Consider the following 21,565-nt stretch of genomic DNA (forward strand, 5'->3'; position numbering starts at 1 on the left):
TAGCACCTCCACTATTCTCCGATACCAGATTGCACGACATTGATTTGCACATGAACAGCAACGTCTACATTAGGGTACATTTCTTGAATTTGTTTTATAGTCCATTTTCTTGAATGACTACGAATTTCTTCTCGTATACCTATTGGATCAATTTTTTTTTCTTGGAATTGTTTTATTAATTCGTTTAAATGTTTCTCAAGCGTTTTTTCTACATGTTTTTTTACGTAAGTTACATTTTCGTTCTTAGATAAATCAAGCCAGTCGGGAGCATTTTTTATGAGTCCATTTAATTTTAAGTGAATGTTAACTTTCGGAATATCACCGTTTTGCGAAAGAGAACAAACACTTTTTCCAGATAAGTTTTGAGTAGCGATCAATCCTTTATGCTTACCTTGACGTATTGGAACTTCGTAGCGACCATTTTTCGTTGGATTAATAAGTAATTTTAATAAAAAAGATTCTTTTTTATCGGTGTACATAACCACTTTATCCTTTTTTAAAAAAGCGAGTCCTTTAATGGAAGCGGACTTGTCTTCATCAACTTTAATATAAGGAAGAAATGGATCGCATCCTGATGAATAAAAGTTATATAAAAAAATATTTAAAGCTGTCCGCGGGATTGTCTCGTTTTTTATATTTTGCTCCAGTAAATCAGATAGATAAAGTGATCCATTTGTTTTAACATGTTTAAGTAATTCTTCTGCTGAACCATCTACCAGTGCTAGCTGTACATCGCGGCCAATGTTAGGGTCACGTTGTAAGTTGTTAATAACATCTCCAATTCCACGTTCACCAAATGCTTTCCCAAATAGGACAACACGCATTTGACCTATAGCGATCGTATGTGGCGATTTTGCGTTTAGAAGGGACGATATAGTTTCAATTGTACCTGCATGAGTTGATTGAGTTTCTGGTTTCGATTGTACTCCTTTTGTGTAATCGGGATATAAAATTGTCCCGCGAAATTTTTTATCTTTCATTATATCGAATCCACCTACGTGAATCATTCGCTGTGTATCAACTATATTTGTTTCTGTACAACCAGATTGAAAAATTAAAATGATAATGGAAAAGCATAATAAAATATTTTTCATTTCTCTTCACCGTCACGTTTTTCTTTCGCTTTGTTTGGGTCATAGCGCCATTTCTTTTTTGGTCTCAGAAAAGAGGCACGCCCAGCAGTTTGACTAAACGGCAAACGAAGGAGTCCTTCTGCTGTCCCTAAACCGCGGAATGGATATAAAGGTAATAAATAAGGTGATCCGAGTGATTTAAGGCGAATTAAATGAGCTAATATGAATACAAATCCGACGATGAGACCAACGCCACCAAACGCTCCAGCTAAAATGATAAGAGGAAATCGTAATATCCGGATTGTAGAAGACATTTTTACTGTCGGTGTTGTAAAAGAAGCAAGCGCAGATAATGCAACCGCAATTAATAAAATCGTACTCGTTAAAGCAGCTTCAACAGATGCTTGCCCAATTACAATTCCTCCAACAATACCAATTGTTTGGCCGACTTTAGTCGGTAAGCGTGCTCCAGCTTCACGCAGTAATTCAATTGTAATTTCTAAAAAAAGAGCTTCCAAAACAGGTGGAAATGGTACATTGGCTCTAGAATAAATAATAGGGCCAAGTAAATCTGCAGGAATCATTTGATAATGATATGTTAATACAGCTGTGTAAATAGCTGAAGAAAATAGAGAGAAAGCTGCTCCAAAAAAACGAACTAATCTAAGAAATGAGCCTGCAATCCATGGTAAATAATAATCTTCTGGCGAGACGAAGAAATCAAGTAACGTCGCTGGTCCAGCTAATGCGTAAGGTGAACCGTCTGTTAAAATAACAACGCCTCCATTCAGTAATGCGTACACCGAGCGGTCTAGCCGCTCTGTAGGTAGTAAAACAGGGAAGGGTGAGTTACTATTATCGCTAATAAACTGTTCAATCATAGTTGCATCAAAAGGAACATCAAAGTCAACGTCTTGTAAGCGCTGCATTGCAGTATTGATGTGTTGTTCATTTGTAATGCCTTCGATGTAAGCAACTATAACCTTTGTTTTTGATATAGAGCCAACTATAACTTCTTTGAAAACTAATTGCTCTGTTACTATATTTCGGCGAAGTAAGTGTGTATTTGTATCAATATTTTCAACAAATCCGACTTTTGGACCGATTACACTATATTCATTTTCGGTATCGTTATATAAGCGTGTACCTAAAACTGAACTTTCAGCACGAATAAGTGCATATTCTGCTGCTTGGGAATCGTTTGTTATCTGTATGAGTACATACCCAACTAATAATTTTTCACGAATATCATCAATAGAAGGACTGGTGATGATCCCTTCGAGTGTAACGATATTTGCTATGTCACTTATATTTTCAATGCGATCCAATTCTCTTTTTATAGGTGTTAAAATGAATCGATTAATGAGGAGTGATTCAGCTGTAGATTTATAATAAAACAAACATAGTGTCCCATCTTCTACGATGTTATAAGAAACGAAATCACTAGATTCTTTCATAGTGAGGATAAACTCTGGAATGGAACAGATTGTTTTTTTCTTCTTTTTAGACGATAAACGAAACACTTTCTCACCCCTTACTACATCATTTGTTTATGTTAGTTTTTGGGAAAGACGGGAATTTATACTTCAAAGTTGAAAGTTCATAAAGAAAAGGAAGAGCAGTGAATACCTCTTCCTTTTTTGCGTGTTAATTTGTTTGCTTCTCTTTAATAAGCTTCACTAATTTAATCATCTCTGCTCGTATATCTTCTCTTTTAACATTTAATTTTTCCGCGATTTGTTTAATATCCATACCGTCTTTTTTCATTTTTAGTACATCATCAAGAGGGGTATTACTTTTTTGAGAGATGATTGTTAATACCGTGAGCTGACGTAAGCCGATATTATATTCTTTCATTTTTTGTTTTAGTCCATCTGGTGTGGATTTTTGCATCGTTGCTAATTGTTGCAGTAATGCTTTTTTTGTTTCCTTATTCATATGATGCTTTTTAAGCTTACTTGGATCTACACCGAAATGTTGTGCGGTTTTCTCCCAAGATTTATTTTGCTTATAGTAAGCTAAAACGTCCTTAGTTTCTTTTTTGCTGATTCTTGCAATGTGGGCAGCTTTCCAAATTTCATGTTTATTATAGCCGAGTTTTTCGAGCGACTGCATTTCTTCTTCTGAAATAGGTTTATGATGATGCATTGCAACTTCCTTTGGCGTGGTAGCAGAAGCAGGGAAGGTAGATACCCCGCATAATAATGCGGCCATAGTCATACTTACTGCGATTTTTTTGTACATGTAAACTCCTCCTAGATGGATAATGTGGAAAACTTTACACATATCATTTCCATAAAATGTGAAAAACTTGTGAACAAGCTAAGTTTTTTTATTCACAGTAGAAAAAGAAGTTTTTTATATGTTTTCCAACATAAAACATTGATTAATAGTGAAAAACTAGGTTATAATCGAAATTGAAAATCAATATCAATAACAAACTTATACATATAGATGAAAAATAAGGGAGAGAAAAATATGACTACATATACTTCCATCGCAAATGTTATTAAAGAAAGACGATCTGTTCGTACATTTACAGATAAAGCAGTAGACAAAGAATTATTAATTGAACTATTAAACGATGCAACGTGGGCACCAAATCATAAACACCGTGAGCCATGGAATTGTAAATTATACATTGGGGACGGCCGTAAGAAATTAGTAGATGCGGTATTAAACTCTTTCACAGAAGAAGAAAGAGCGAAACGCGGTAAAATTTTATCTGATCGTTTCTTAAGCACACCTGCACAAATCGTTGTATATATGAATGAAGATCCGCGTCAAATTCAGCGTGACGAAGATTACGCTGCAACATGCGCATTTATGCAAAACTTCCAATTGCTTGCTTGGGAACGCGGCTTAGGCTGTGTTTGGAAATCAGGTGGATTAAACTATAATCCATTATTTATAGAAGGAATCGGTTTAACAAGAGGCCAACGTATCGTTGGAATTCTTCATATTGGTTATTTCGAAAAAGCGCCAGAAGGAAAAGCTCGTACACCGATTACGGAGAAGATGGAGATTATTGAAGATTAATAGATGAGACATTCTCGTTTTTACGAGGGTGTCTTTTTATTATGCAATCAATCCTCATGAAAGCTTGTTCCCCATCATACACTTTCTTAAGGGAAAGTGTAAGGAGGGAAAATAATGAGAGCAAGTGACGATAAAGCACTGCAATATGCGATTGCGGAAATTACGGAAATTGCGACTGGATTTGGGCTTGATTTTTATCCGATGCGTTATGAAATATGTCCAGCGGAAATTATTTATACATTTGGTGCATATGGGATGCCGACAAGGTTTTCACATTGGAGTTTTGGAAAACAATTTTTCAGAATGAAATTACAATACGATTTAGGACTTAGTAAAATATACGAACTCGTTATTAACTCTGATCCATGTTACGCATTTTTATTGGATACGAACTCTTTAATCCAAAACAAATTAATTGTAGCACACGTTTTAGCACACTGTGACTTCTTCAAAAATAATATTCGTTTTTCAAATACGAAGCGGGATATGGTAGAAAGTATGGCCGCAACAGCGGACCGTGTGAAAGCGTATGAGCATAAGTACGGAAAGGCAGAGGTAGAAACATTTTTAGATGCCGTACTTGCCATTCAAGAGCATATTGATCCGTCGCTTATGCGTCCGAAACTTGCATGGAGTATTGATGATTTAGAAGAGGAAGAAGTGGAAAAGAAAAAAGCATCACAATACGATGATTTATGGAATTTAGATGATCGAAATAAAAAGAGGGAACGATCGAATATACGCAAAAAGAAGAAGATTCCACCGCAACCAGAGAAAGATTTACTACTCTTTATTGAAGAATATAGCCGTGAGCTTGAAGATTGGCAGCGAGACATATTAACGATGATGCGTGAGGAAATGTTATATTTCTGGCCACAGCTTGAAACAAAAATCATGAACGAAGGCTGGGCTTCCTACTGGCATCAACGTATACTGCGTGAAATGGACTTAACATCTGATGAAGCAATCGAATTCGCAAAATTAAATGCAGGTGTCGTTCAGCCATCAAAAACAAGCATTAACCCATACTACCTCGGTATTAAAATGTTTGAAGATATTGAAGAACGCTACAACAACCCGACAGAAGAAATGAAAAGGCGTGGTGTGAAGCCTGGTTCTGGTCGAGAGAAAATGTTTGAAGTACGCGAAATTGAATGGGACGTATCATTCCTAAGAAACTACTTAAATAAAGAACTCGTAATGAGAGAAGATATGTACTTATTCCAGCGCCAAGGAAAAGAATATAAAGTAATTGATAAAGAATGGGAACATGTACGTGATCAGCTCGTAAATATGCGGACAAATGGTGGATTCCCGTACTTAGTAGTAGAGGATGGAGACTACTTAAAGAACGGAGAATTATACATTAAACATAGTTACGAAGGAATCGAGCTCGATTTAAAATACTTAGAAAAAGTATTGCCATATCTTCATCAGTTGTGGGGAAGAACGGTGCATATGGAGTCCATTGTGGAGAGTAAGGGCGTTGTGTTTTCTTATGATGGGAAGATGGTGCATCGGAAGTATGTGTGATGGAAAGAACGGACATAGCATGCTATGTCCGTTCTTTTTTATATAGAGTTTTTGTTTACCAAACAGGTCGTATGTTGGATGATAATTTTCCTGCATCTTTTGTAGTAACGAATGTTGTCAAATCTTCTTTTAGCAATTGCATTCGATCCGCACCGATATTTTCAATCCATCGCTGTTCTATTTCAGCTACTATTTCTTCTTTTGCTTTCATTACTGACAAACCACGTTCGGTTAAAACGATGATTTTACCTCTTTTATCAGTAGGGTGCGTTTTGCGCGTGACATAACCACTGTTTTCAAGAGAATCCACCATTTTACTTACAGCTTGTTTGGAAACCCCTAAATATTCAGCTAGTTCAATACCTGTTGCTCCACTAGGAAGGATGCGTTTGAACATAAAACCGTGTGCGGGCCTAATATCTTCAAATCCCAATTTACTTAACCTGTCATGTAGTTCAGTAATTAATGTACTGAACGATAATGATAAAAGTGATGTCAGATCTAATTCGTTAAATTTTTGATGATTCATGTATATAACCTCCTCACTTATAGTCAATTAAATTGACTATAAGTGCAATTCATTGTACTATACACAATGCAGTCAATCAAGTTGACTAAATTATAGTGATAAAACAAATTATGATGTATTTAAATAGAATTAATGGAGGTTTCATATGACTAATATCGTAAAAATTAGAGCGAGTGTATTTATTCCAATGCCTTGGACGGAAGCTAAGAAGGATATGGAAACAGGAAAAGTAATCCAATTTGAAGGTGATTCACGTGAATTTACACCACATGCGGTAAATACTATGCGCTCTAGAGTGGAGCAAGAGGTTGTAGTGGATTTTTATAAAGAAGAAGTGTTTTCATATGCAAATACGGGTATTACGACAGAGAAGGTTACTAATCCAGACGGTTTTGTGAATAAAAGAACAGGAAAAGCGAGTACTGAAAATATTGTGTGTACTCATATTGTATGGAGTTCTAACGGTGTGCAATTCAAAATGAGTGCAAGTGCTAGTAATCCGCTAAATATGTATGCCCCTCCTGTGGACTATGTATTAACTGTATGTGTGAAAAGGGATGGTAGTATCGATATTCAAGGAGAACATGATGGATTCCCTTGTTTTGAATTTTATAAGCAAGTAGATTTCGGTTCATTTGAGAAAATTTATACACATGATTTTAGAGAAACTGGTGATACAGCTGCAGCGTTAGGTGGCGATATGGATTATAATTTTGCAAAGAGATTATAAGAATTATAACAATGGAACGATAGGTTATTTCATTCGTAAATGAAATTCAGCCGCCAAAAATAAGTCAGAACTCATACTATGCTGCCTTTAGGCATTGACTTAATCATATAGAAAGGAACTTGGAGATATCTAGGTTCTTTTTTATTTGTTTCAAATTTGTGAAAGAAAGATATATGTATTGAAATTAAATTTTTTATATTTTATCATATACCCATACAGGTATAGGTTTTATGTGTGATGGATGAGGAAATTGAATAATAAATAATATGGAGGTTTGAAATATGTCTAGAAAAATTGTAGTAGTAGGCGGAGTTGCGGGCGGGGCATCAGTAGCTGCAAGGCTTCGTCGTTTAAGTGAAGAAGATGAAATTATTATGGTGGAGCGCGGTGAATATATTTCATTTGCAAATTGTGGATTACCGTACTATATTGGCGGTGTCATTACAGAAAGACAAAAATTATTAGTACAAACTGTTGAAAAGATGTCAAAGCGTTTTAATTTAGATATACGTGTATTGAGTGAAGTGGTAAAGATTAATAAAGAAGAGAAAACAATTACTATAAAGAATGTAACTACAAATGAAACATATAACGAGGAATATGATGTGTTAATCCTTTCACCAGGGGCGAAACCAATTGTTCCACCTATTCCGGGTATTGAAGAAGCGAAGGCGCTGTTTACGTTACGAAATGTACCTGATACAGATCGTATAAAAGCGTATATTGATGAGAAGAAACCGCGTCATGCGACGGTTATTGGTGGCGGATTTATTGGTGTTGAAATGGTTGAAAACTTAAGAGAACGAGGGATTGATGTTACTCTTGTAGAGATGGCAAATCAAGTGATGCCACCGATCGATTATGAAATGGCAGCATATGTACATGAGCTTATGAAAAATCACAATGTTGAGCTTGTTTTTGAAGATGGTGTAGATGCTTTAGAAGAGGGCGGGACTGTTGTACGTTTAAAAAGTGGTTCAATCATAAAGACAGATATGATTATTTTAGCAATTGGTGTGCAACCAGAGAGTAGTTTAGCAAAGGATGCAGAATTAGAACTAGGAGTTAGAGGAACGATAAAGGTAAATGAGAAATTCCAAACATCGGACCGCCATATATATGCAATTGGTGATGCAATTGAAGTGAAAGATTTTGTTACAGAAACAGAAACGATGATTCCTTTAGCGTGGCCAGCTAATCGTCAAGGTCGCATGTTAGCAGATATTATTCATGGTCATACGGATTCTTTATACAAAGGTACGATGGGAACTTCTGTAGCTAAAGTTTTTGATTTAACAGTTGCTTCGACTGGAGTAAATGAGAAAATATTAAAACGATTAAATATACCCTATGAGGTAGTACATGTACAGGCAAATTCTCATGCAGGGTACTATCCGAATGCTACGCCAGTGCTAATAAAATTAATCTTTAATGAAGAAAGCGGAAAAATTTATGGGGCACAGGCTTTAGGGCGTGATGGAGTGGATAAGCGTATAGATGTTATTGCAACGGCAATGAAGGCAAATTTAACTGTAATCGATTTACCAGATTTAGAATTATCATATGCTCCGCCCTATTCTTCTGCAAAAGACCCAGTAAACATGGTGGGGTATGCGGCAAGTAATATAATAGATGGTTTTGTAGAAACGATTCAATGGTATGAAATAGATCGTATTGTTGAAAATGGTGGATATCTCATTGATGTTCGAGAGCCAAATGAACTAAAACAGGGAATGATTAAAGGCTCTATTAATATTCCGTTAGATGAATTACGAGATCGTTTGGACGAAGTTCCGGTAGATAAAGATATATATATTACTTGTCAACTTGGTATGAGAGGGTATGTTGCAGCGCGCATGTTAATGGAAAAAGGATATAAGGTAAAGAATGTAGATGGTGGCTTTAAATTATACGGGACAGTATTACCAGACCGTATTGTATATTGAAATTTATCTTAATAGTTACAGGCAGTGAGTCTCCCATTTTAAAAATTGGTGGGAGATTGCTGCTCGTGAAATTCAGTTTTGTATAGGCTACAAAAAATAAGGATAGAAGTCTCACTTTATGTCTTTTTTCACATGTAGGTTAAAAATTTTAAATTAAGGGGTTTACAAGATACCCTATAGGGTATAATATATTGTTATAAGATATAAGTAGTAACATAATGGTAATGAGGTGATTATAGAATGGAATACAATCAAGATATGAAAAATAGATTAAAACGTATTGAAGGCCAAGTGCGCGGTGTGCTTCGTATGATGGAAGAAGGAAAAGATTGCCGAGAGGTTATTACACAGTTAACGGCATCTCGTTCTGCATTAGATCGTACAATTGGATTAGTTGTTGGAACAAATTTAGAGCAATGTTTGCGTGAACAGTTTGAAAGTGGCAATGGTTCAAATGAAGAGTTAATTAAAGAAGCCGTTCAATTACTTGTAAAAAGCCGATAATCTGTCAAACATAAGTGTTGACAGATTTTCAAAAACGTTTTAATATACCCCTACAGGTATAAGTATGTGAAATATGGAGGAATCGATAATGAGTATAAAAGTGGATATGAGTTTAGATTGTAAAGGTTTGGCTTGTCCGATGCCTATTGTAAAGACGAAGAAGGCGATGGAAGGATTGGCATCAGGGCAAGTGATTGAAATTGAGGCAACAGATAAAGGATCTACGGTAGATATACAAAGTTGGGCGAATAAAATAGGGCATCAATATATCGGGACGAAACACGAGGGTGCTATATTGATGCATTATGTGAGGAAAGCGCATGAACATGAAGTGAATGAAGTTGTGAAATATCCTCATACAATTACGAATGCGGAATTACAGGATATATTATCTCACGGAGAAGAGTGCATTGTATTAGATGTTCGCGAAGCAGCAGAATTTGCTTTTGGTCATATTCCATCTGCTATTTCGGTGCCACTAGGTGAACTAGACAGTACATCGTTAGATCAGACGAAGCAAATTTATGTTGTTTGCCGAACTGGTAACCGCAGTGATGTAGCTTGCCAAATGTTGAAAGAGAAAGGTTTTTCAAATGTGAAAAATGTCATTCCTGGTATGTTAGGGTGGCAAGGGAATATAGAGAAGTAAATTTTTTTTGAACGAAAATATACCTATGGGGGTAATAAAATGAATGTTAAACCGTTACAAGCAAAAGATGTCGCAGAGAAAGTTTTATTCGGAGAGTTATTCATTTTAGATGTTCGTAATGAGACGGATTATGAAGATTGGAAAATTGAAGGGAAACAAGTTTCTTCTATTAATAAACCTTATTTTGACTTGTTAGATGGTGTAGACCATATTGTAGATGAATTACCGAGAGAGAAAGAGATTTTAGTCGTATGTGCAAAAGAAGGTTCTTCGCAGTTTGTCGCGGAGCAATTGTTGGATGCTGGCTTCAACGATGTTTCCTATTTAGCTGGTGGGATGAAAGCTTGGAGTGAATATGTAAAGCCGCTCAAAGTAGGAGATGTACAGGGCGGAGGGAGTATATATCAATTTAATCGTCTTGGAAAAGGCTGTTTATCTTATATGGTCGTTTCTAACGGTGAAGCAGCAGTTATTGATGCAGTAAGAACGATTGAATCATATGAGGAGTTTGCGGAAGAGCATGGAGTTACTATTACGAATGTAATGGATACACATTTACATGCAGACCATATTTCTGGCGGTCGTAAGTTAGCTGAAAAAGTAGGTGGTACGTATTGGTTACCTCCAAAAGATGCGGAGGAAGTCGTTTTCTTATACGAACCATTTGTAGAAGGATCTGTTATTACGGTAGGGGGTACCAAAATCGAAATTGATGCGCTATACTCACCAGGGCATACGATTGGGAGTACATCATTTATTGTAGATAATTCCTATTTATTATCGGGCGATATTTTATTTGTAGATTCAATCGGGCGTCCAGATCTTGCTGGTAAGGCTGAAGATTGGGTGAGCGATTTACGAAATACATTATATAAGCGCTATAAGGAATTATCTCAAGAGTTAATTGTTTTACCAGCTCATTATTCAAAAATAAGTGAAATGGATGAAAATGGGGTTGTGAGTGCTAATTTAAAACAATTGTTTGAAGTGAATGCAGGGTTAAATATGAAAGATGAGAATGAATTTCGCAAAATTGTAACGGAGAATCTACCACCTCAGCCGAATGCTTATCAAGAAATTCGTCAAACGAATATGGGGAAAATTCATCCGAGTGTGGAAGAAGAACGTGAAATGGAGATTGGTCCAAACCGCTGTGCAGTTCATAATTAATAACAAATTGGAGGAATAGATGATGAATATAAAACAAGTTTTAGATGCGAAAGATTTAGCATGTCCAATGCCAATTGTAAGAACGAAAAGAGCGATGGATACTTTACAATCGGGCGAAGTGTTAGAAGTACATGTAACGGATAAAGGGTCAATTAAGGATATTCCAGCGTGGGCAAACAAAACTGGTCATGACATCGTAAAGCATGCAGAAGAAAGCGATGTACTAAAGTTTTGGATTAAGAAGGCGTAGTAAAGAAATAATTTTATAAATGTAGAGGGGGAGTTATATGAACACAATAGTAAGTACGCTTTTCGTTGTATTGGCTGCATGGTTTGTTATTTTACGGTTCTTACCGGTGAAAGGTGTTCAAAATATAAATGGAAAAGAATTAAAAAGTATAGTGGGAAAACAGGGGAAGTACTTTATCGATGTTCGTACAGTAGGCGAATATAGAGGGAACCATATGAAGGGCTTTCAGAATATCCCGCTAAATGAGTTAGTTAGTAAGGCAAATCAATTAAATAAGAATAAGGAAGTAATCGTTATTTGTCAGAGTGGGATGAGAAGTAAGCAAGCAGCAAAAGTATTAAAGAAATTAGGATTTCAGCGCATTATAAATGTTTCAGGTGGTATGAACGCTTTGTAAGGAAAGGAATATTAAGATGAAAGAAATTACAGCGAGAGAAGTAGAGGAAAGATTGTTACGAAATGAAGAGATACATGTAATTGATGTTCGTGAAGTGGAAGAAGTGAGGGAAGGGAAAATTCCAGGCGTGATTCATATTAGGTTAGGCTTACTAGAGTTTCGAATGCATGAGCTTGATAAAAATAATGAATACATTATCGTTTGTCGCTCGGGAGGAAGAAGTGCAAGAGCAGTTCAATTTTTAGAAGGTTACGGTTTTCAAGTGATTAATATGGTAGGTGGTATGTTAGCTTGGGAAGGTAAAGTCATATAGCATAGAGATAAAAGATTTGAGCCTTTTTATAAACAATTAAATACCCCTATAGGTAATTTAGAGGAGGAACAAAATGGAACAACAGAAGAAAACGACAATCGTGTTATTTAGCGGAGATTATGATAAAGCGATGGCTGCCTATATTATTGCAAATGGTGCAGCGGCTTATGATCAAGAAGTGACTATATTTCATACTTTTTGGGGGTTGAATGCTCTTAGAAAAGATGAGCATGTGAAAGTAAAGAAGACTTTTATAGAGAAAGTATTTGGGAAGATGATGCCGCGCGGTGCCGATAAGATGGGATTATCCAAAATGAATTTTGCTGGCATGGGGCCGAAGATGATTAAAGGCATTATGAAAAAACATAACGCAATGCCTTTGCCGGATTTAATTGATTTGGCGAAAGAACAAGGAATTAAACTTGTAGCTTGTCAAATGACAGTAGATTTATTAGGGTTAAAAGAGGAAGAGATTATGGAAGGGGTAGAGTTTGCTGGGGTAGGAGCATATTTAGCAGATGCTTCGGATGGGAATGTAAACTTATTCATTTAAATCACCTTCTTTTAAGAAGGCGGGGGATGTAAGGTGAGCTTAGTCGTATTACTTTTTATAATTGGGTTTATAGGATCGTTTATATCAGGAATGGTTGGGATTGGCGGCGCGATTATTAATTATCCGATGATCTTTTACATTCCAGTATTGCTAGGGTTTACTGGTTATACTGCACATGAGGTGAGCGGTATTACAGCGGTACAAGTATTCTTTGCAACTTTTGCAGGTGCGTGGGCATACCGAAAAAGTAATGACATGAATAAAACGTTAGTTATGTATATGGGAGCTAGTATATTAATAGGAAGCTTCATAGGGAGTTTCGGTGCTAACATATTAGAGGAACATACAGTGAATGTTGTTTATGCAGCATTAGCTACAATTGCAGCTATTATGATGTTTGTACCGAAACAAAATAATAGTGGAGACGTGAAGTATAATAAATGGTTAGCGAGCTTGTTAGCGTTCGTTGTAGGGGGAGCTTCAGGCATTATAGGAGCTGGAGGTTCGTTCCTTTTAGTTCCCATTATGCTAGTTATTTTAAAATTACCACTGCGCATGACGATCGCAACATCTATCGCTATTACGTTTATTTCCTCAATAGGGATTACTACAGGAAAAGTGATTACTGGGCAAGTAGTTATCATTCCAGCTCTAATTATTGCGGTTGCAAGTATATTTGCTGCGCCACTTGGAGCACGAGTCGGGAAGAGGCTAAATCAAAAAGTACTGCAATATGTATTGTCCACTTTAATTGTAGGAACTGCTGTTAAAATGTGGGTTGATATGATATCGAAGTAAAAGGATGGTGCTGCTTGCAGCCCATCCTTTTGTTTTGTGGGTAGTAAAACGTCACTGATTATAGTTTTACTTTATGCCCAAATAACTTTCATTAAGTTTTTATATTCGTCGTTCGCTAATTTATACAGCATTCTCGTATGCTCAAAAACAAGTGCTGGATTAAAGTTTGGTTCTGAGAATGCAAGAGATGTTGAAATATCAATTGCATTTTGCTTATTTAGTGTGAATTTTGCAAATCGGTAAGATGTGTTTAATTCATTGATGACATGTAAAATGTCATTTGTTGATGTTTCGTCAGGTACGTGAGCAACATTGAAGCAGTATATATCCACAGTCGGATTTTCATTTTCGAAAGCAGCGATAAGTTGAATTTTTGCGCCAGCTTCTGTTTCTAATCCTACTGAAAAATGCACCGAACCATCATTTTCATCTATATTTTCTTCCATGTATATATCGTTGGATTTTAAGTAGTCTTTAAAATCTGAAATGTTATGTTTTACTGCAGCTTTCATATGTATGAGCCCCCTGGTAATTGGAATAGATTACTATTATTTATTATAATTTAAAAATATTAAAAAAGATAGTTGGAAAGTTCTGATTTTTCATGTTTGAAAAAAGAAGCCGCACTCTACCTCCATAGAGTACGGTTTCTTTTTATTCATTGTTATTATCATTATGGTTGTTGTTACTTGACTCACGTTTGTTTGTATTTTCAGAGTCAGTGTCTTTTATTCTCTCAGAGTCAGTGTCTTTTATTCTCTCAGAGTTAGTGTCTTTTATTCTCTCAGAGTTAGTGTCTTTTGTTCTCTCAGAGTCAGTGTCTTTTGTTCTCTCAGAGTTAGTGTCTTTCGTTTTCTCTGAATCTGTTTTTTTCGAATCAAAGTCAGTTTTTGTATAGGCAGGTAGTCCAAGGTGAGTACGAAGTTCGTTCGTAACATTTGCTAGTGCTTTTTTATCTGGATTGTAGTAATATGTTCGACCGCCACCAGCAGATTTGCTACATGTATCATCACCTTTTTCCATATAGCAGTCATCACCTTGAATTTGTAACTTTTCAACTGAAGAATCTGCGCCATATTTATAGAATGAAAGCATATCATCGAATGTTAAGTTTGTAACGAATTGTCCGTTAATATCATCAATGATGTTGCCAACTTTTGTTACAGATCCAACGTTTGTTATTTTCTTTAAAATAGCTTCAATAACGAGTTGTTGACGTTGCCCACGCATTGCATCACTATCGATGTGTCGCGTTCTAGCAAGAGCAAGAGCCTCTTCGCCATTTAACTTTTGGACACCTTTTTTCAGGTGAATTGCATCGGCATTATCATTACTATCTTGTTCTGAAAATTCAACAGGTACATCGACTTCAATGCCGCCTAAATCATCGACAATTTTTATAAATGATTTAAAGTTAAATTTTACAAAGTAATCGACAGGAACATTCATTAATTTTTCAACTGCATCGATACTTGCTTGTGGTCCACCCTTTTTACCGTTTTTAGCAGAACCGAATGCATGAGCGTGTGTAATTTTATCTTTTTTCTTTTCTACTGGAATGTAAGTATATGTGTCACGTGGAATACTTAATAGTTTAACAGTTTTGCTGTCTTTATTAAAAGTTGCAAGCAACAGCGCATCTGTTCTTATAGCTTCACCATATTCTTTTCCTCGGACATCGCTTTCATCAACACCCATTATTAAGACAGAGACATTGTTCGTAATAGGTTTTACAGCTTTATCACGTAAATCAGATTTATCACCGCGTGCTAAATCGTGTGCGGCATTTCGAACAGCAGAAGATGCTTTATTTACTAAAAACCACGTATAACCGCCTCCTACTATTAAAAAGAATAGAATGACGCTTATAATAATTTTTGTTTTTTTCTTACTTTTTTTCGGTTTATTGCGTGTATTTTCTTGCAAAGATGGGTTTTGCTCCATTTCTTGTACTCCTTCATTTGGATTGAAATACGACACTCACATCCACTTATTATAATGAAATTTGACGAAAAAAAACATTACAAATCATTTACATTTCGTAAAAATTCAATTTATTTATAAAAAGTCAGATTTTCTATATGTTATTTTTCAGATGTAGGATAAGTATATGTTTTTTTAGTAGAAATGAAAATATATATTGTGAGAAAGTGAGAGAGAAGTAAGATTTGTTGAAATATAGCCAATAAGAAATTGGTAGTACTACTTATTTCTTCTATATAATAAAGAAGAATTTTACGGATGAAGGAGAGAGCATAATGGGTCATACATCATTCCGAGCAATCGTCGTGAAAGAAAAAGAAAATAATCAATTTGAAAGAAAGCTTGTCGAGAGAGAAATCAATCTTTTACCTGAAGGAGATGTGCTAATACGAGTTCATTACTCTTCATTAAATTATAAAGATGCGCTTTCAGCTACTGGTAATAAAGGTGTAACGAGAACATATCCTCATACGCCAGGAATCGATGCTGCAGGAGAAGTTGTGAGTAGTGAAGATGGTTCCTTTAAGGTAGGGGATCAAGTTATTGTAACGGGGTATGATTTAGGTATGAATACGTCTGGTGGATTCGGAGAATATATTCGCGTGCCATCATCTTGGATTGTTTCTTTACCAGAAGGAATGTCTTTGAAGGAAAGTATGATGTATGGGACAGCTGGTTTTACAGCTGCACTATCGGTATATAAGCTCATTGGAGCAGGAATTATGCCTAATATGGGAGATGTTTTAGTAACTGGTGCTACGGGCGGTGTAGGTAGTGTAGCGGTTAGTATTTTAAGTAAGTTAGGATATAACGTAGTCGGAGCAACAGGGAAATTGGAAGAAGAAGAGATGTTACTACGTTTAGGAGCAAAGAAGGTAATTCAGCGTGTAGAGTTGAGTGATGAATCAGGAAGGCCAATGCTTAAAGGAATATACGCCGGGGTTATCGATACTGTGGGCGGAAAGATGTTAGAAACAGCATTGAAATTGGTACGATATGCCGGTTGTGTAACGACATGTGGTAATGTGGCAGGGCATGAATTACACACAACAGTATATCCGTTTATTTTGCGAGGTATTAGCCTTGTAGGAATAGATTCCGTACAATGTCCAGTAGATATGAGAAGAGAAGTGTGGGCATTGTTAGCGACAGAGTGGAAAAACTTAGAACTATTATCATATACAGAAGAATGTACATTAGAAAAATTAGATGAGAAGTTTTCGCTCATATTGCAAGGAAAGTTAAAAGGAAGAACAGTTGTAAATATGAAATAAAAAAGAGACGCTAACTTGAGCGTCTCTTTCCTATTATAATGATTGTTTTAAATTGATTTTTCCTTGTTCACCTAAAACACCGTCAGCGATATTTACAGCGTGATCACCGATACGCTCTAAGTTACTTACCATGTCAACGAAGATGATGCTTGCATCGCCTGAACAGCTGCGTTCGTTTAGACGTATTACGTGACGTTTGCGAAGAACACGTTCCATTTGGTCGATTTTACGTTCTTTTGCAATAACAGTTTGAGCTAGTTCAGTGTCAAAGTTTGTTAAAGCATTGATTGCATCTTGTAATGTTGAAATTGTTAATTCAAGCATTTCATTTAATTCAGTTAGTGCGTCGTCTGATAGTGAAACGCGGTTTGAAATTTGGAAATCTACAAGTTCTACAAGGTTTTCTACATGATCACCGACACGTTCAATATCTCCAACAACACCAGCTAAAACAGAATGCTTCTCAGAATCTGCTGATGAAAGTGGTTTTTCTGATAGTAAAACTAAATACTCGGTAATTTTTTTATCTAAATTGTTAATAGCTCCTTCTAATTGAGTAGCCATATTAGCGTGTTTTTTGTCTTGTGTATTTAAAAACTGGTTTGCTTCTTTTAATCCATCTAATGAAAACTCCGCCATACGGATAATCTCTTTTTGAGCTTCTGTTAAAGCAATAGCTGGAGATTGTTCAATAAAGATTGGATTTAAATGTTGTGGTTTGAAGTTAATAGATGCATCTTCACCACGAATAATTTTTGTTACAATCCAGGCTAATACTGCAATGAATGGGAACTGAATGATTGTATTCGTTACGTTAAATGTTCCATGTGCAAATGCAATTGTCATTTCTGGATTCAAGTTTAATGACGTTTGGAAATATTGAATTAAATTTGTAAATGGTATCAATATAATCGTAAAGATAATGGTACCGATAATATTAAAGATAACGTGAACTAATGCTGCACGTCTTGCTGCAATTGAAGTACCGATTGCTGCTAATACTGCTGTAATTGTCGTACCGATGTTATCACCGAATAATACAGGAAGGGCAGCTTGTAAATCGATTGCACCTTGACCGAATAATTCTTGTAAAATACCGATTGTTGCGCTTGAGCTTTGTACAATTAAAGTGAAGACTGTACCGACAATAATTCCTAAAATTGGATTATCACTCATGCTAATCATTAAATCTTGGAATGCCTCTAATGAACGAAGAGGTTTCATACCTGCGCTCATTAATTCTAAACCGAAGAATAACATACCAAAACCGAATACAACTTGACCTACAGAATGTACTTTTTTATTTTTAAAGAAGAATAGTAAAATCGCTCCAACTGCCATAACTGGGAGAGCGTATTCTCCGATTTTAATCCCGATAATAAATGCAGTAACTGTCGTACCGATGTTCGCACCCATAATAACACCAATTGCTTGTCTTAATGTCATAAATCCGGCACTTACAAGTCCGACTGTTAAAGCGGTTGTTCCTGAACTTGATTGAATTAATACAGTAACTAACATACCTGCTAGTACACCCATAAGTGGGTTCGTTGTAAAACGATCTAAAATATCGCGAAGACGATCTCCAGCTGCTTGTTGCAGTCCATCGCCCATGTATTTAATCCCGAATAAGAAAATACCTAATCCACCAATGAATTGGAAGATCATTTCTTGAACATTATATTCCACGCATTCCACTCCTTAAATTTCATGTACGATGTAATTATTAACTAAACCTTGAGGCACTGTAAACGGTTTGCTAGTAAAATTTACACTAAATTTACAAAGAGGTGAAAAGTTTACAATTCTTTAAAGAAACAGCTGTATTTTAATGGTTTTCGTCTTTTGTAAATAGTGTTTTTGTAAAGAAATCACACTTTTTAGAATAGTATTATTCAATTGTATATCAAAGAAATCTTCTACAAGTTCATTGTATATTTTTTGATGATAGTTAAAAAAATATGTAGGGAAATGCATGTAGTTTTATAAAGCCAACATGGGGTTTAATATTTATTAAGTAGTCTTTTTTTGCAAGAAAAAAAGCCGCTAAATTATCCAGCAGCTTTTTCTGTATTTTTATCTCCGTGCTTTTGTTTTCTTATACTTGTAATGTAAATGAACAGAAAAGCAATAAGTAATAGGGAAGAATAACGATATACAGTCGCATAGTTTGTAAAATGTGCAATGAATCCGAAAATAATCGCTCCCGCACCAATTCCAAGGTCAAATGCTGAGAAGAATGTAGCTGTTGCGACTCCTCGTCGGTGCGGTGCTACTCGGTCGATCATCCATGCTTGTAGCGCAGGCTGAATCGCTCCGAAGCCACTTCCGTAACAGGCTGCCGCAATAACTAAGCTCGGAATTGTCGTTGTATACGACAATAAAATAATACCTGCGAACGTTATAATAACCCCTGGAATGATGACGAATGTATGGCCTTTCGCATCATATAACTTTCCGGAAAATGGACGAGTTACAGCGATTGCTAGCGCGTTACATAAAAAGAAGAGACTAATATCAGCAATGCCAACTTCGGTAGCAAATAGTGTGATAAAGCTGCCGATTCCTCCGTACATTAATGTAATACATAATATTAATAATGAAGGAAGTAAAGCTTTGCGCTCAATAAATCCATCGAGAAAAGTACCAGATGATTGTTTTGGTGGTTGTTTCGTTTTTTGGATTTGAAGTAGTTTCGTTAAAATTAATGAAACGATTGTGCATGAAAGTGCACATAAAAAAAGAACGTTGAAATTATATGCTTGCATAAGCCATAGTCCGATTAGTGGGCCGAGAGCCATTGCAATGGTTCCAGAAAGTCCGAAATATCCCATGCCTTCTCCGCGGCGAGCTGCTGGAATTAAATCAGAAACGACAGTTCCATATGTAGTCGTTGTAATACCGAAGCCAGCTCCGTGTAAAATACGAACGGCAAGCAAGAGAAAAATGGTAGAGGCGAAAAGGTAACTGCCCATAGCGAGTAAACAAATAGCAGTACCGATCATTAAAATGATTTTTTTATTAAATTTCTGTAAGGCGTTTCCAGTTAGCGGTCTAACAAAAAGTGCCGCAACGGTAAACATACCGACGACCAATCCGATATTTGAACTTGTGCCACCGATTTCTTTCACATAAACAGGTAAAGTTGGAATTAACATTTGAAACCCTAAAAACATACATAAGTTTGCAAAAATTAAAGCAACAAACTCTTTTGTCCATAACGGTTCTCGTTTTACGAGTATTGCCTCTCCCATATATTCATCCCCTATATACATTTTTTCCGCTAATTGCGGACAGTAAAATTCCCACCTCAAAATCTGGCTGGAGCAAAGAAGTTAGGTGGAAGCCCTGCTGCCAGCAAACGCCCGATTGGTGAAGGCTAATAATCGGTGGGGGATGAACAAAACCCCCACTGATTAAAGTTTCACTTTATCTCTTTTCTTTTGAGTATATGTATTGGTCAATGTAGCAGTCAAGAAAGGTGTCTTGAAAGCGGATAACAATTTTTAAAATGAAAAACTGACAAATTTGTGTAAACGCTACACAACTATGAAAAAAAGATGTAAAGTATAGATGTATAGACTTGTAGTTGTTATGAATGATAGAAATTGTTTTTTCTTTAAAGAAAGCGGATTCAAAAGGTAGTGAATGAGAAGGGGATATATACTTTTTCGCTACATATATTTGAAAAGGTTTACAAAACAATGAAGAAAGAGGCGTGTACATATGAGACGATTAGGTATTTCTATTTATCCAGAACATTCAACGGTAGAGAAAGATAAGGAATATGTAACATTAGCAAGTAAATACGGATTTACACGTGTGTTCACATGTTTACTATCTGTGGATGGAGAAAAAGAGAAAATTATTGAAGAATTTAAAGAAACGATCTCTCATGCGAATGCATTAGGGTTCCAAGTATTAGTTGATATTAGTCCATCTGTTTTTGAACAATTAGGTATTTCGTATAATGATTTATCATTCTTCCATGAATTAGGTGCGTACGGTATTCGTTTAGATGTTGGTTTCTCAGGATTAGAAGAATCAATTATGACTTATAATCCGTATGGTTTGAAAATTGAGATTAATATGAGCAATGGTACGAAGTATGTAGATAACATTATGAGTCATAGACCAAATCGTGAAAATTTAATTGGCTGTCATAATTTTTATCCGCACCGCTATTCTGGGTTATCATACGATCATTTCATTACATGCTCGAAACAATTTAAAGATTACGGCATGAGAACAGCTGCATTTATTTCATCATTTGATGCAACATACGGACCTTGGCCAGTAACAGAAGGTTTATGTACGTTAGAAGAGCATCGTGAATTACCGATGACAACGCAAGCGAAGCATTTATTTGCGACAGAATTAATTGATGATGTTATTATTGCGAACGCTTATGCATCAGAAGAAGAATTACAAGCACTAGGTGCGTTAAATAAAGAGAAACAAACATTTGATATAGAACTATACGATACAACGACAAATTTAGAAAGAATTATCGTATTAGAAGAACCTCATTTTTATCGCGGGGATGTATCTGAATATATGATTCGTTCTACACAAAGTCGTGTGAAATATAAAAAAGAAGAGTTTAAACCTCATAATACGCGTGAAATTAAGCGTGGCGATCTTTTAATTGATAATGAGCAATATGGCCAGTATAAAGGTGAATTACAAATTGCATTAAAAGATATGGTGAATACAGGAAAAACAAATGTAGTTGGTCGAATTATAGAAGAAGAGATTTTCTTACTAGATTTTTTACATGCTTGGGATAAATTCGGATTTACATTAAAGAAATAGAGAGAATAT

The 21,565-nt window shown here is 35.9% G+C and carries 22 protein-coding genes; 14 read left to right on the top strand and 8 right to left on the bottom strand.

What is annotated here, in order from left to right; genetic code table 11:
- Positions 1-11 precede the first annotated feature (11 nt).
- The 3 genes from F0362_RS04055 to F0362_RS04065 form a co-directional block, all read right to left on the bottom strand.
- A complete protein-coding gene (locus tag F0362_RS04055; protein ID WP_000789833.1) occupies positions 12-1,094 on the bottom strand; it encodes a spore germination protein GerYC in 1,083 nt (360 codons plus the stop codon).
- Positions 1,091-2,596, bottom strand: coding sequence for a spore germination protein (locus tag F0362_RS04060; RefSeq protein ID WP_000489316.1), 1,506 nt, complete (start codon positions 2,594-2,596; stop codon positions 1,091-1,093). Before F0362_RS04060 ends, F0362_RS04055 begins: the two co-directional genes overlap by 4 nt.
- Before the next feature lie 124 nt (positions 2,597-2,720).
- Positions 2,721-3,317 (bottom strand): hypothetical protein, encoded by a 597-nt coding sequence (locus F0362_RS04065; RefSeq protein WP_000276986.1) that lies wholly within the window; start codon positions 3,315-3,317, stop codon positions 2,721-2,723.
- A 234-nt stretch (positions 3,318-3,551) separates the two neighbouring features.
- On the opposite strand from F0362_RS04065, the gene F0362_RS04070 reads away from it, so the two are divergent.
- Positions 3,552-4,112, top strand: coding sequence for a nitroreductase family protein (locus F0362_RS04070; protein WP_002093832.1), 561 nt, complete (start codon positions 3,552-3,554; stop codon positions 4,110-4,112).
- Between the two features lie 114 nt (positions 4,113-4,226).
- Entirely contained in the window at positions 4,227-5,645 is a 1,419-nt protein-coding gene (gene spoVR / locus F0362_RS04075; protein WP_001202697.1) for a stage V sporulation protein SpoVR, read from the top strand.
- Between the two features lie 55 nt (positions 5,646-5,700).
- On the opposite strand, the gene F0362_RS04080 is transcribed toward spoVR, so the two are convergent.
- The gene (locus F0362_RS04080; RefSeq protein WP_001016383.1) at positions 5,701-6,174 is read right to left on the bottom strand and encodes a MarR family winged helix-turn-helix transcriptional regulator; all 474 of its coding nucleotides are present in this window, start codon (positions 6,172-6,174) and stop codon (positions 5,701-5,703) included.
- Positions 6,175-6,319: 145 nt separating this feature from the next.
- Here F0362_RS04080 and F0362_RS04085 point away from each other — a divergent pair, with 145 nt between their 5' ends.
- The 10 genes from F0362_RS04085 to F0362_RS04130 all read left to right on the top strand — a co-directional run bounded on the left by F0362_RS04085 (position 6,320) and on the right by F0362_RS04130 (position 13,484).
- Positions 6,320-6,904 (top strand): DUF3238 domain-containing protein, encoded by a 585-nt coding sequence (locus F0362_RS04085; RefSeq protein ID WP_149889661.1) that lies wholly within the window; start codon positions 6,320-6,322, stop codon positions 6,902-6,904.
- 281 nt (positions 6,905-7,185) lie between these two features.
- Positions 7,186-8,850, top strand: a complete 1,665-nt coding sequence (gene cdr / locus F0362_RS04090; RefSeq protein ID WP_149889662.1) for a CoA-disulfide reductase — start codon at positions 7,186-7,188, stop codon at positions 8,848-8,850.
- 240 nt (positions 8,851-9,090) lie between these two features.
- Positions 9,091-9,354 (top strand): metal-sensitive transcriptional regulator, encoded by a 264-nt coding sequence (locus tag F0362_RS04095; RefSeq protein WP_000456206.1) that lies wholly within the window; start codon positions 9,091-9,093, stop codon positions 9,352-9,354.
- Between the two features lie 73 nt (positions 9,355-9,427).
- A complete protein-coding gene (locus F0362_RS04100) occupies positions 9,428-10,003 on the top strand; it encodes a sulfurtransferase TusA family protein (protein WP_015000162.1) in 576 nt (191 codons plus the stop codon).
- 39 nt (positions 10,004-10,042) lie between these two features.
- Positions 10,043-11,173 carry an MBL fold metallo-hydrolase gene (locus F0362_RS04105; protein WP_149889663.1) on the top strand — a complete coding sequence of 377 codons (1,131 nt, stop codon included), beginning with the start codon at positions 10,043-10,045 and terminating at the stop codon, positions 11,171-11,173.
- 19 nt (positions 11,174-11,192) lie between these two features.
- Positions 11,193-11,423, top strand: a complete 231-nt coding sequence (locus tag F0362_RS04110; protein ID WP_002038023.1) for a sulfurtransferase TusA family protein — start codon at positions 11,193-11,195, stop codon at positions 11,421-11,423.
- Between the two features lie 37 nt (positions 11,424-11,460).
- Positions 11,461-11,820, top strand: coding sequence for a rhodanese-like domain-containing protein (locus F0362_RS04115; RefSeq protein WP_001092539.1), 360 nt, complete (start codon positions 11,461-11,463; stop codon positions 11,818-11,820).
- A gap of 16 nt (positions 11,821-11,836) precedes the next feature.
- Positions 11,837-12,133, top strand: a complete 297-nt coding sequence (locus tag F0362_RS04120) for a rhodanese-like domain-containing protein (protein ID WP_016513814.1) — start codon at positions 11,837-11,839, stop codon at positions 12,131-12,133.
- Positions 12,134-12,206: 73 nt separating this feature from the next.
- Positions 12,207-12,686: a DsrE/DsrF/DrsH-like family protein gene (locus F0362_RS04125; protein WP_000437728.1), complete on the top strand. Its 480-nt coding sequence runs from the start codon at positions 12,207-12,209 to the stop codon at positions 12,684-12,686.
- Between the two features lie 33 nt (positions 12,687-12,719).
- A complete protein-coding gene (locus tag F0362_RS04130; protein WP_000060711.1) occupies positions 12,720-13,484 on the top strand; it encodes a sulfite exporter TauE/SafE family protein in 765 nt (254 codons plus the stop codon).
- A gap of 71 nt (positions 13,485-13,555) precedes the next feature.
- Here the strand turns inward: F0362_RS04130 and F0362_RS04135 are convergent, their stop codons facing one another.
- Together F0362_RS04135 and F0362_RS04140 are read right to left on the bottom strand one after the other, a co-directional pair.
- Positions 13,556-13,996 (bottom strand): hypothetical protein, encoded by a 441-nt coding sequence (locus tag F0362_RS04135; protein ID WP_000642358.1) that lies wholly within the window; start codon positions 13,994-13,996, stop codon positions 13,556-13,558.
- A gap of 142 nt (positions 13,997-14,138) precedes the next feature.
- Entirely contained in the window at positions 14,139-15,428 is a 1,290-nt protein-coding gene (locus tag F0362_RS04140; RefSeq protein ID WP_079519101.1) for an LCP family protein, read from the bottom strand.
- Between the two features lie 248 nt (positions 15,429-15,676).
- On the opposite strand from F0362_RS04140, the gene F0362_RS04145 reads away from it, so the two are divergent.
- Positions 15,677-16,741 (top strand): YhdH/YhfP family quinone oxidoreductase, encoded by a 1,065-nt coding sequence (locus F0362_RS04145; RefSeq protein ID WP_286675475.1) that lies wholly within the window; start codon positions 15,677-15,679, stop codon positions 16,739-16,741.
- A 33-nt stretch (positions 16,742-16,774) separates the two neighbouring features.
- Here F0362_RS04145 and F0362_RS04150 read toward each other — a convergent pair whose 3' ends face one another.
- Both F0362_RS04150 and F0362_RS04155 read right to left on the bottom strand, forming a co-directional pair.
- Positions 16,775-18,430, bottom strand: a complete 1,656-nt coding sequence (locus tag F0362_RS04150) for a Na/Pi cotransporter family protein (RefSeq protein WP_000456282.1) — start codon at positions 18,428-18,430, stop codon at positions 16,775-16,777.
- 362 nt (positions 18,431-18,792) lie between these two features.
- Positions 18,793-19,995 (bottom strand): MFS transporter, encoded by a 1,203-nt coding sequence (locus tag F0362_RS04155; protein WP_000503251.1) that lies wholly within the window; start codon positions 19,993-19,995, stop codon positions 18,793-18,795.
- A 472-nt stretch (positions 19,996-20,467) separates the two neighbouring features.
- Between F0362_RS04155 and F0362_RS04165 the strand changes: the two genes are divergently transcribed.
- Positions 20,468-21,556 carry a DUF871 domain-containing protein gene (locus F0362_RS04165; RefSeq protein ID WP_001253371.1) on the top strand — a complete coding sequence of 363 codons (1,089 nt, stop codon included), beginning with the start codon at positions 20,468-20,470 and terminating at the stop codon, positions 21,554-21,556.
- Positions 21,557-21,565: the final 9 nt, after the last annotated feature.

This window comes from Bacillus sp. BS98, assembly GCF_008432245.1.
In the GTDB taxonomy this organism is placed as follows: domain Bacteria; phylum Bacillota; class Bacilli; order Bacillales; family Bacillaceae_G; genus Bacillus_A; species Bacillus_A toyonensis.

Bases quoted from the DNA above. Each gene is read 5' to 3' on its own strand.
- F0362_RS04055 (WP_000789833.1), bottom strand. From the start codon at position 1,094: ATGAAAAATATTTTATTATGCTTTTCCATTATCATTTTAATTTTTCAA.
- F0362_RS04065 (WP_000276986.1), bottom strand. From the start codon at position 3,317: ATGTACAAAAAAATCGCAGTAAGTATGACTATGGCCGCATTATTATGC.
- F0362_RS04070 (WP_002093832.1), top strand. From the start codon at position 3,552: ATGACTACATATACTTCCATCGCAAATGTTATTAAAGAAAGACGATCT.
- spoVR (WP_001202697.1), top strand. From the start codon at position 4,227: ATGAGAGCAAGTGACGATAAAGCACTGCAATATGCGATTGCGGAAATT.
- F0362_RS04080 (WP_001016383.1), bottom strand. From the start codon at position 6,174: ATGAATCATCAAAAATTTAACGAATTAGATCTGACATCACTTTTATCA.
- F0362_RS04085 (WP_149889661.1), top strand. From the start codon at position 6,320: ATGACTAATATCGTAAAAATTAGAGCGAGTGTATTTATTCCAATGCCT.
- cdr (WP_149889662.1), top strand. From the start codon at position 7,186: ATGTCTAGAAAAATTGTAGTAGTAGGCGGAGTTGCGGGCGGGGCATCA.
- F0362_RS04095 (WP_000456206.1), top strand. From the start codon at position 9,091: ATGGAATACAATCAAGATATGAAAAATAGATTAAAACGTATTGAAGGC.
- F0362_RS04100 (WP_015000162.1), top strand. From the start codon at position 9,428: ATGGAGGAATCGATAATGAGTATAAAAGTGGATATGAGTTTAGATTGT.
- F0362_RS04105 (WP_149889663.1), top strand. From the start codon at position 10,043: ATGAATGTTAAACCGTTACAAGCAAAAGATGTCGCAGAGAAAGTTTTA.
- F0362_RS04110 (WP_002038023.1), top strand. From the start codon at position 11,193: ATGATGAATATAAAACAAGTTTTAGATGCGAAAGATTTAGCATGTCCA.
- F0362_RS04115 (WP_001092539.1), top strand. From the start codon at position 11,461: ATGAACACAATAGTAAGTACGCTTTTCGTTGTATTGGCTGCATGGTTT.
- F0362_RS04120 (WP_016513814.1), top strand. From the start codon at position 11,837: ATGAAAGAAATTACAGCGAGAGAAGTAGAGGAAAGATTGTTACGAAAT.
- F0362_RS04125 (WP_000437728.1), top strand. From the start codon at position 12,207: ATGGAACAACAGAAGAAAACGACAATCGTGTTATTTAGCGGAGATTAT.
- F0362_RS04135 (WP_000642358.1), bottom strand. From the start codon at position 13,996: ATGAAAGCTGCAGTAAAACATAACATTTCAGATTTTAAAGACTACTTA.
- F0362_RS04140 (WP_079519101.1), bottom strand. From the start codon at position 15,428: ATGGAGCAAAACCCATCTTTGCAAGAAAATACACGCAATAAACCGAAA.
- F0362_RS04155 (WP_000503251.1), bottom strand. From the start codon at position 19,995: ATGGGAGAGGCAATACTCGTAAAACGAGAACCGTTATGGACAAAAGAG.
- F0362_RS04165 (WP_001253371.1), top strand. From the start codon at position 20,468: ATGAGACGATTAGGTATTTCTATTTATCCAGAACATTCAACGGTAGAG.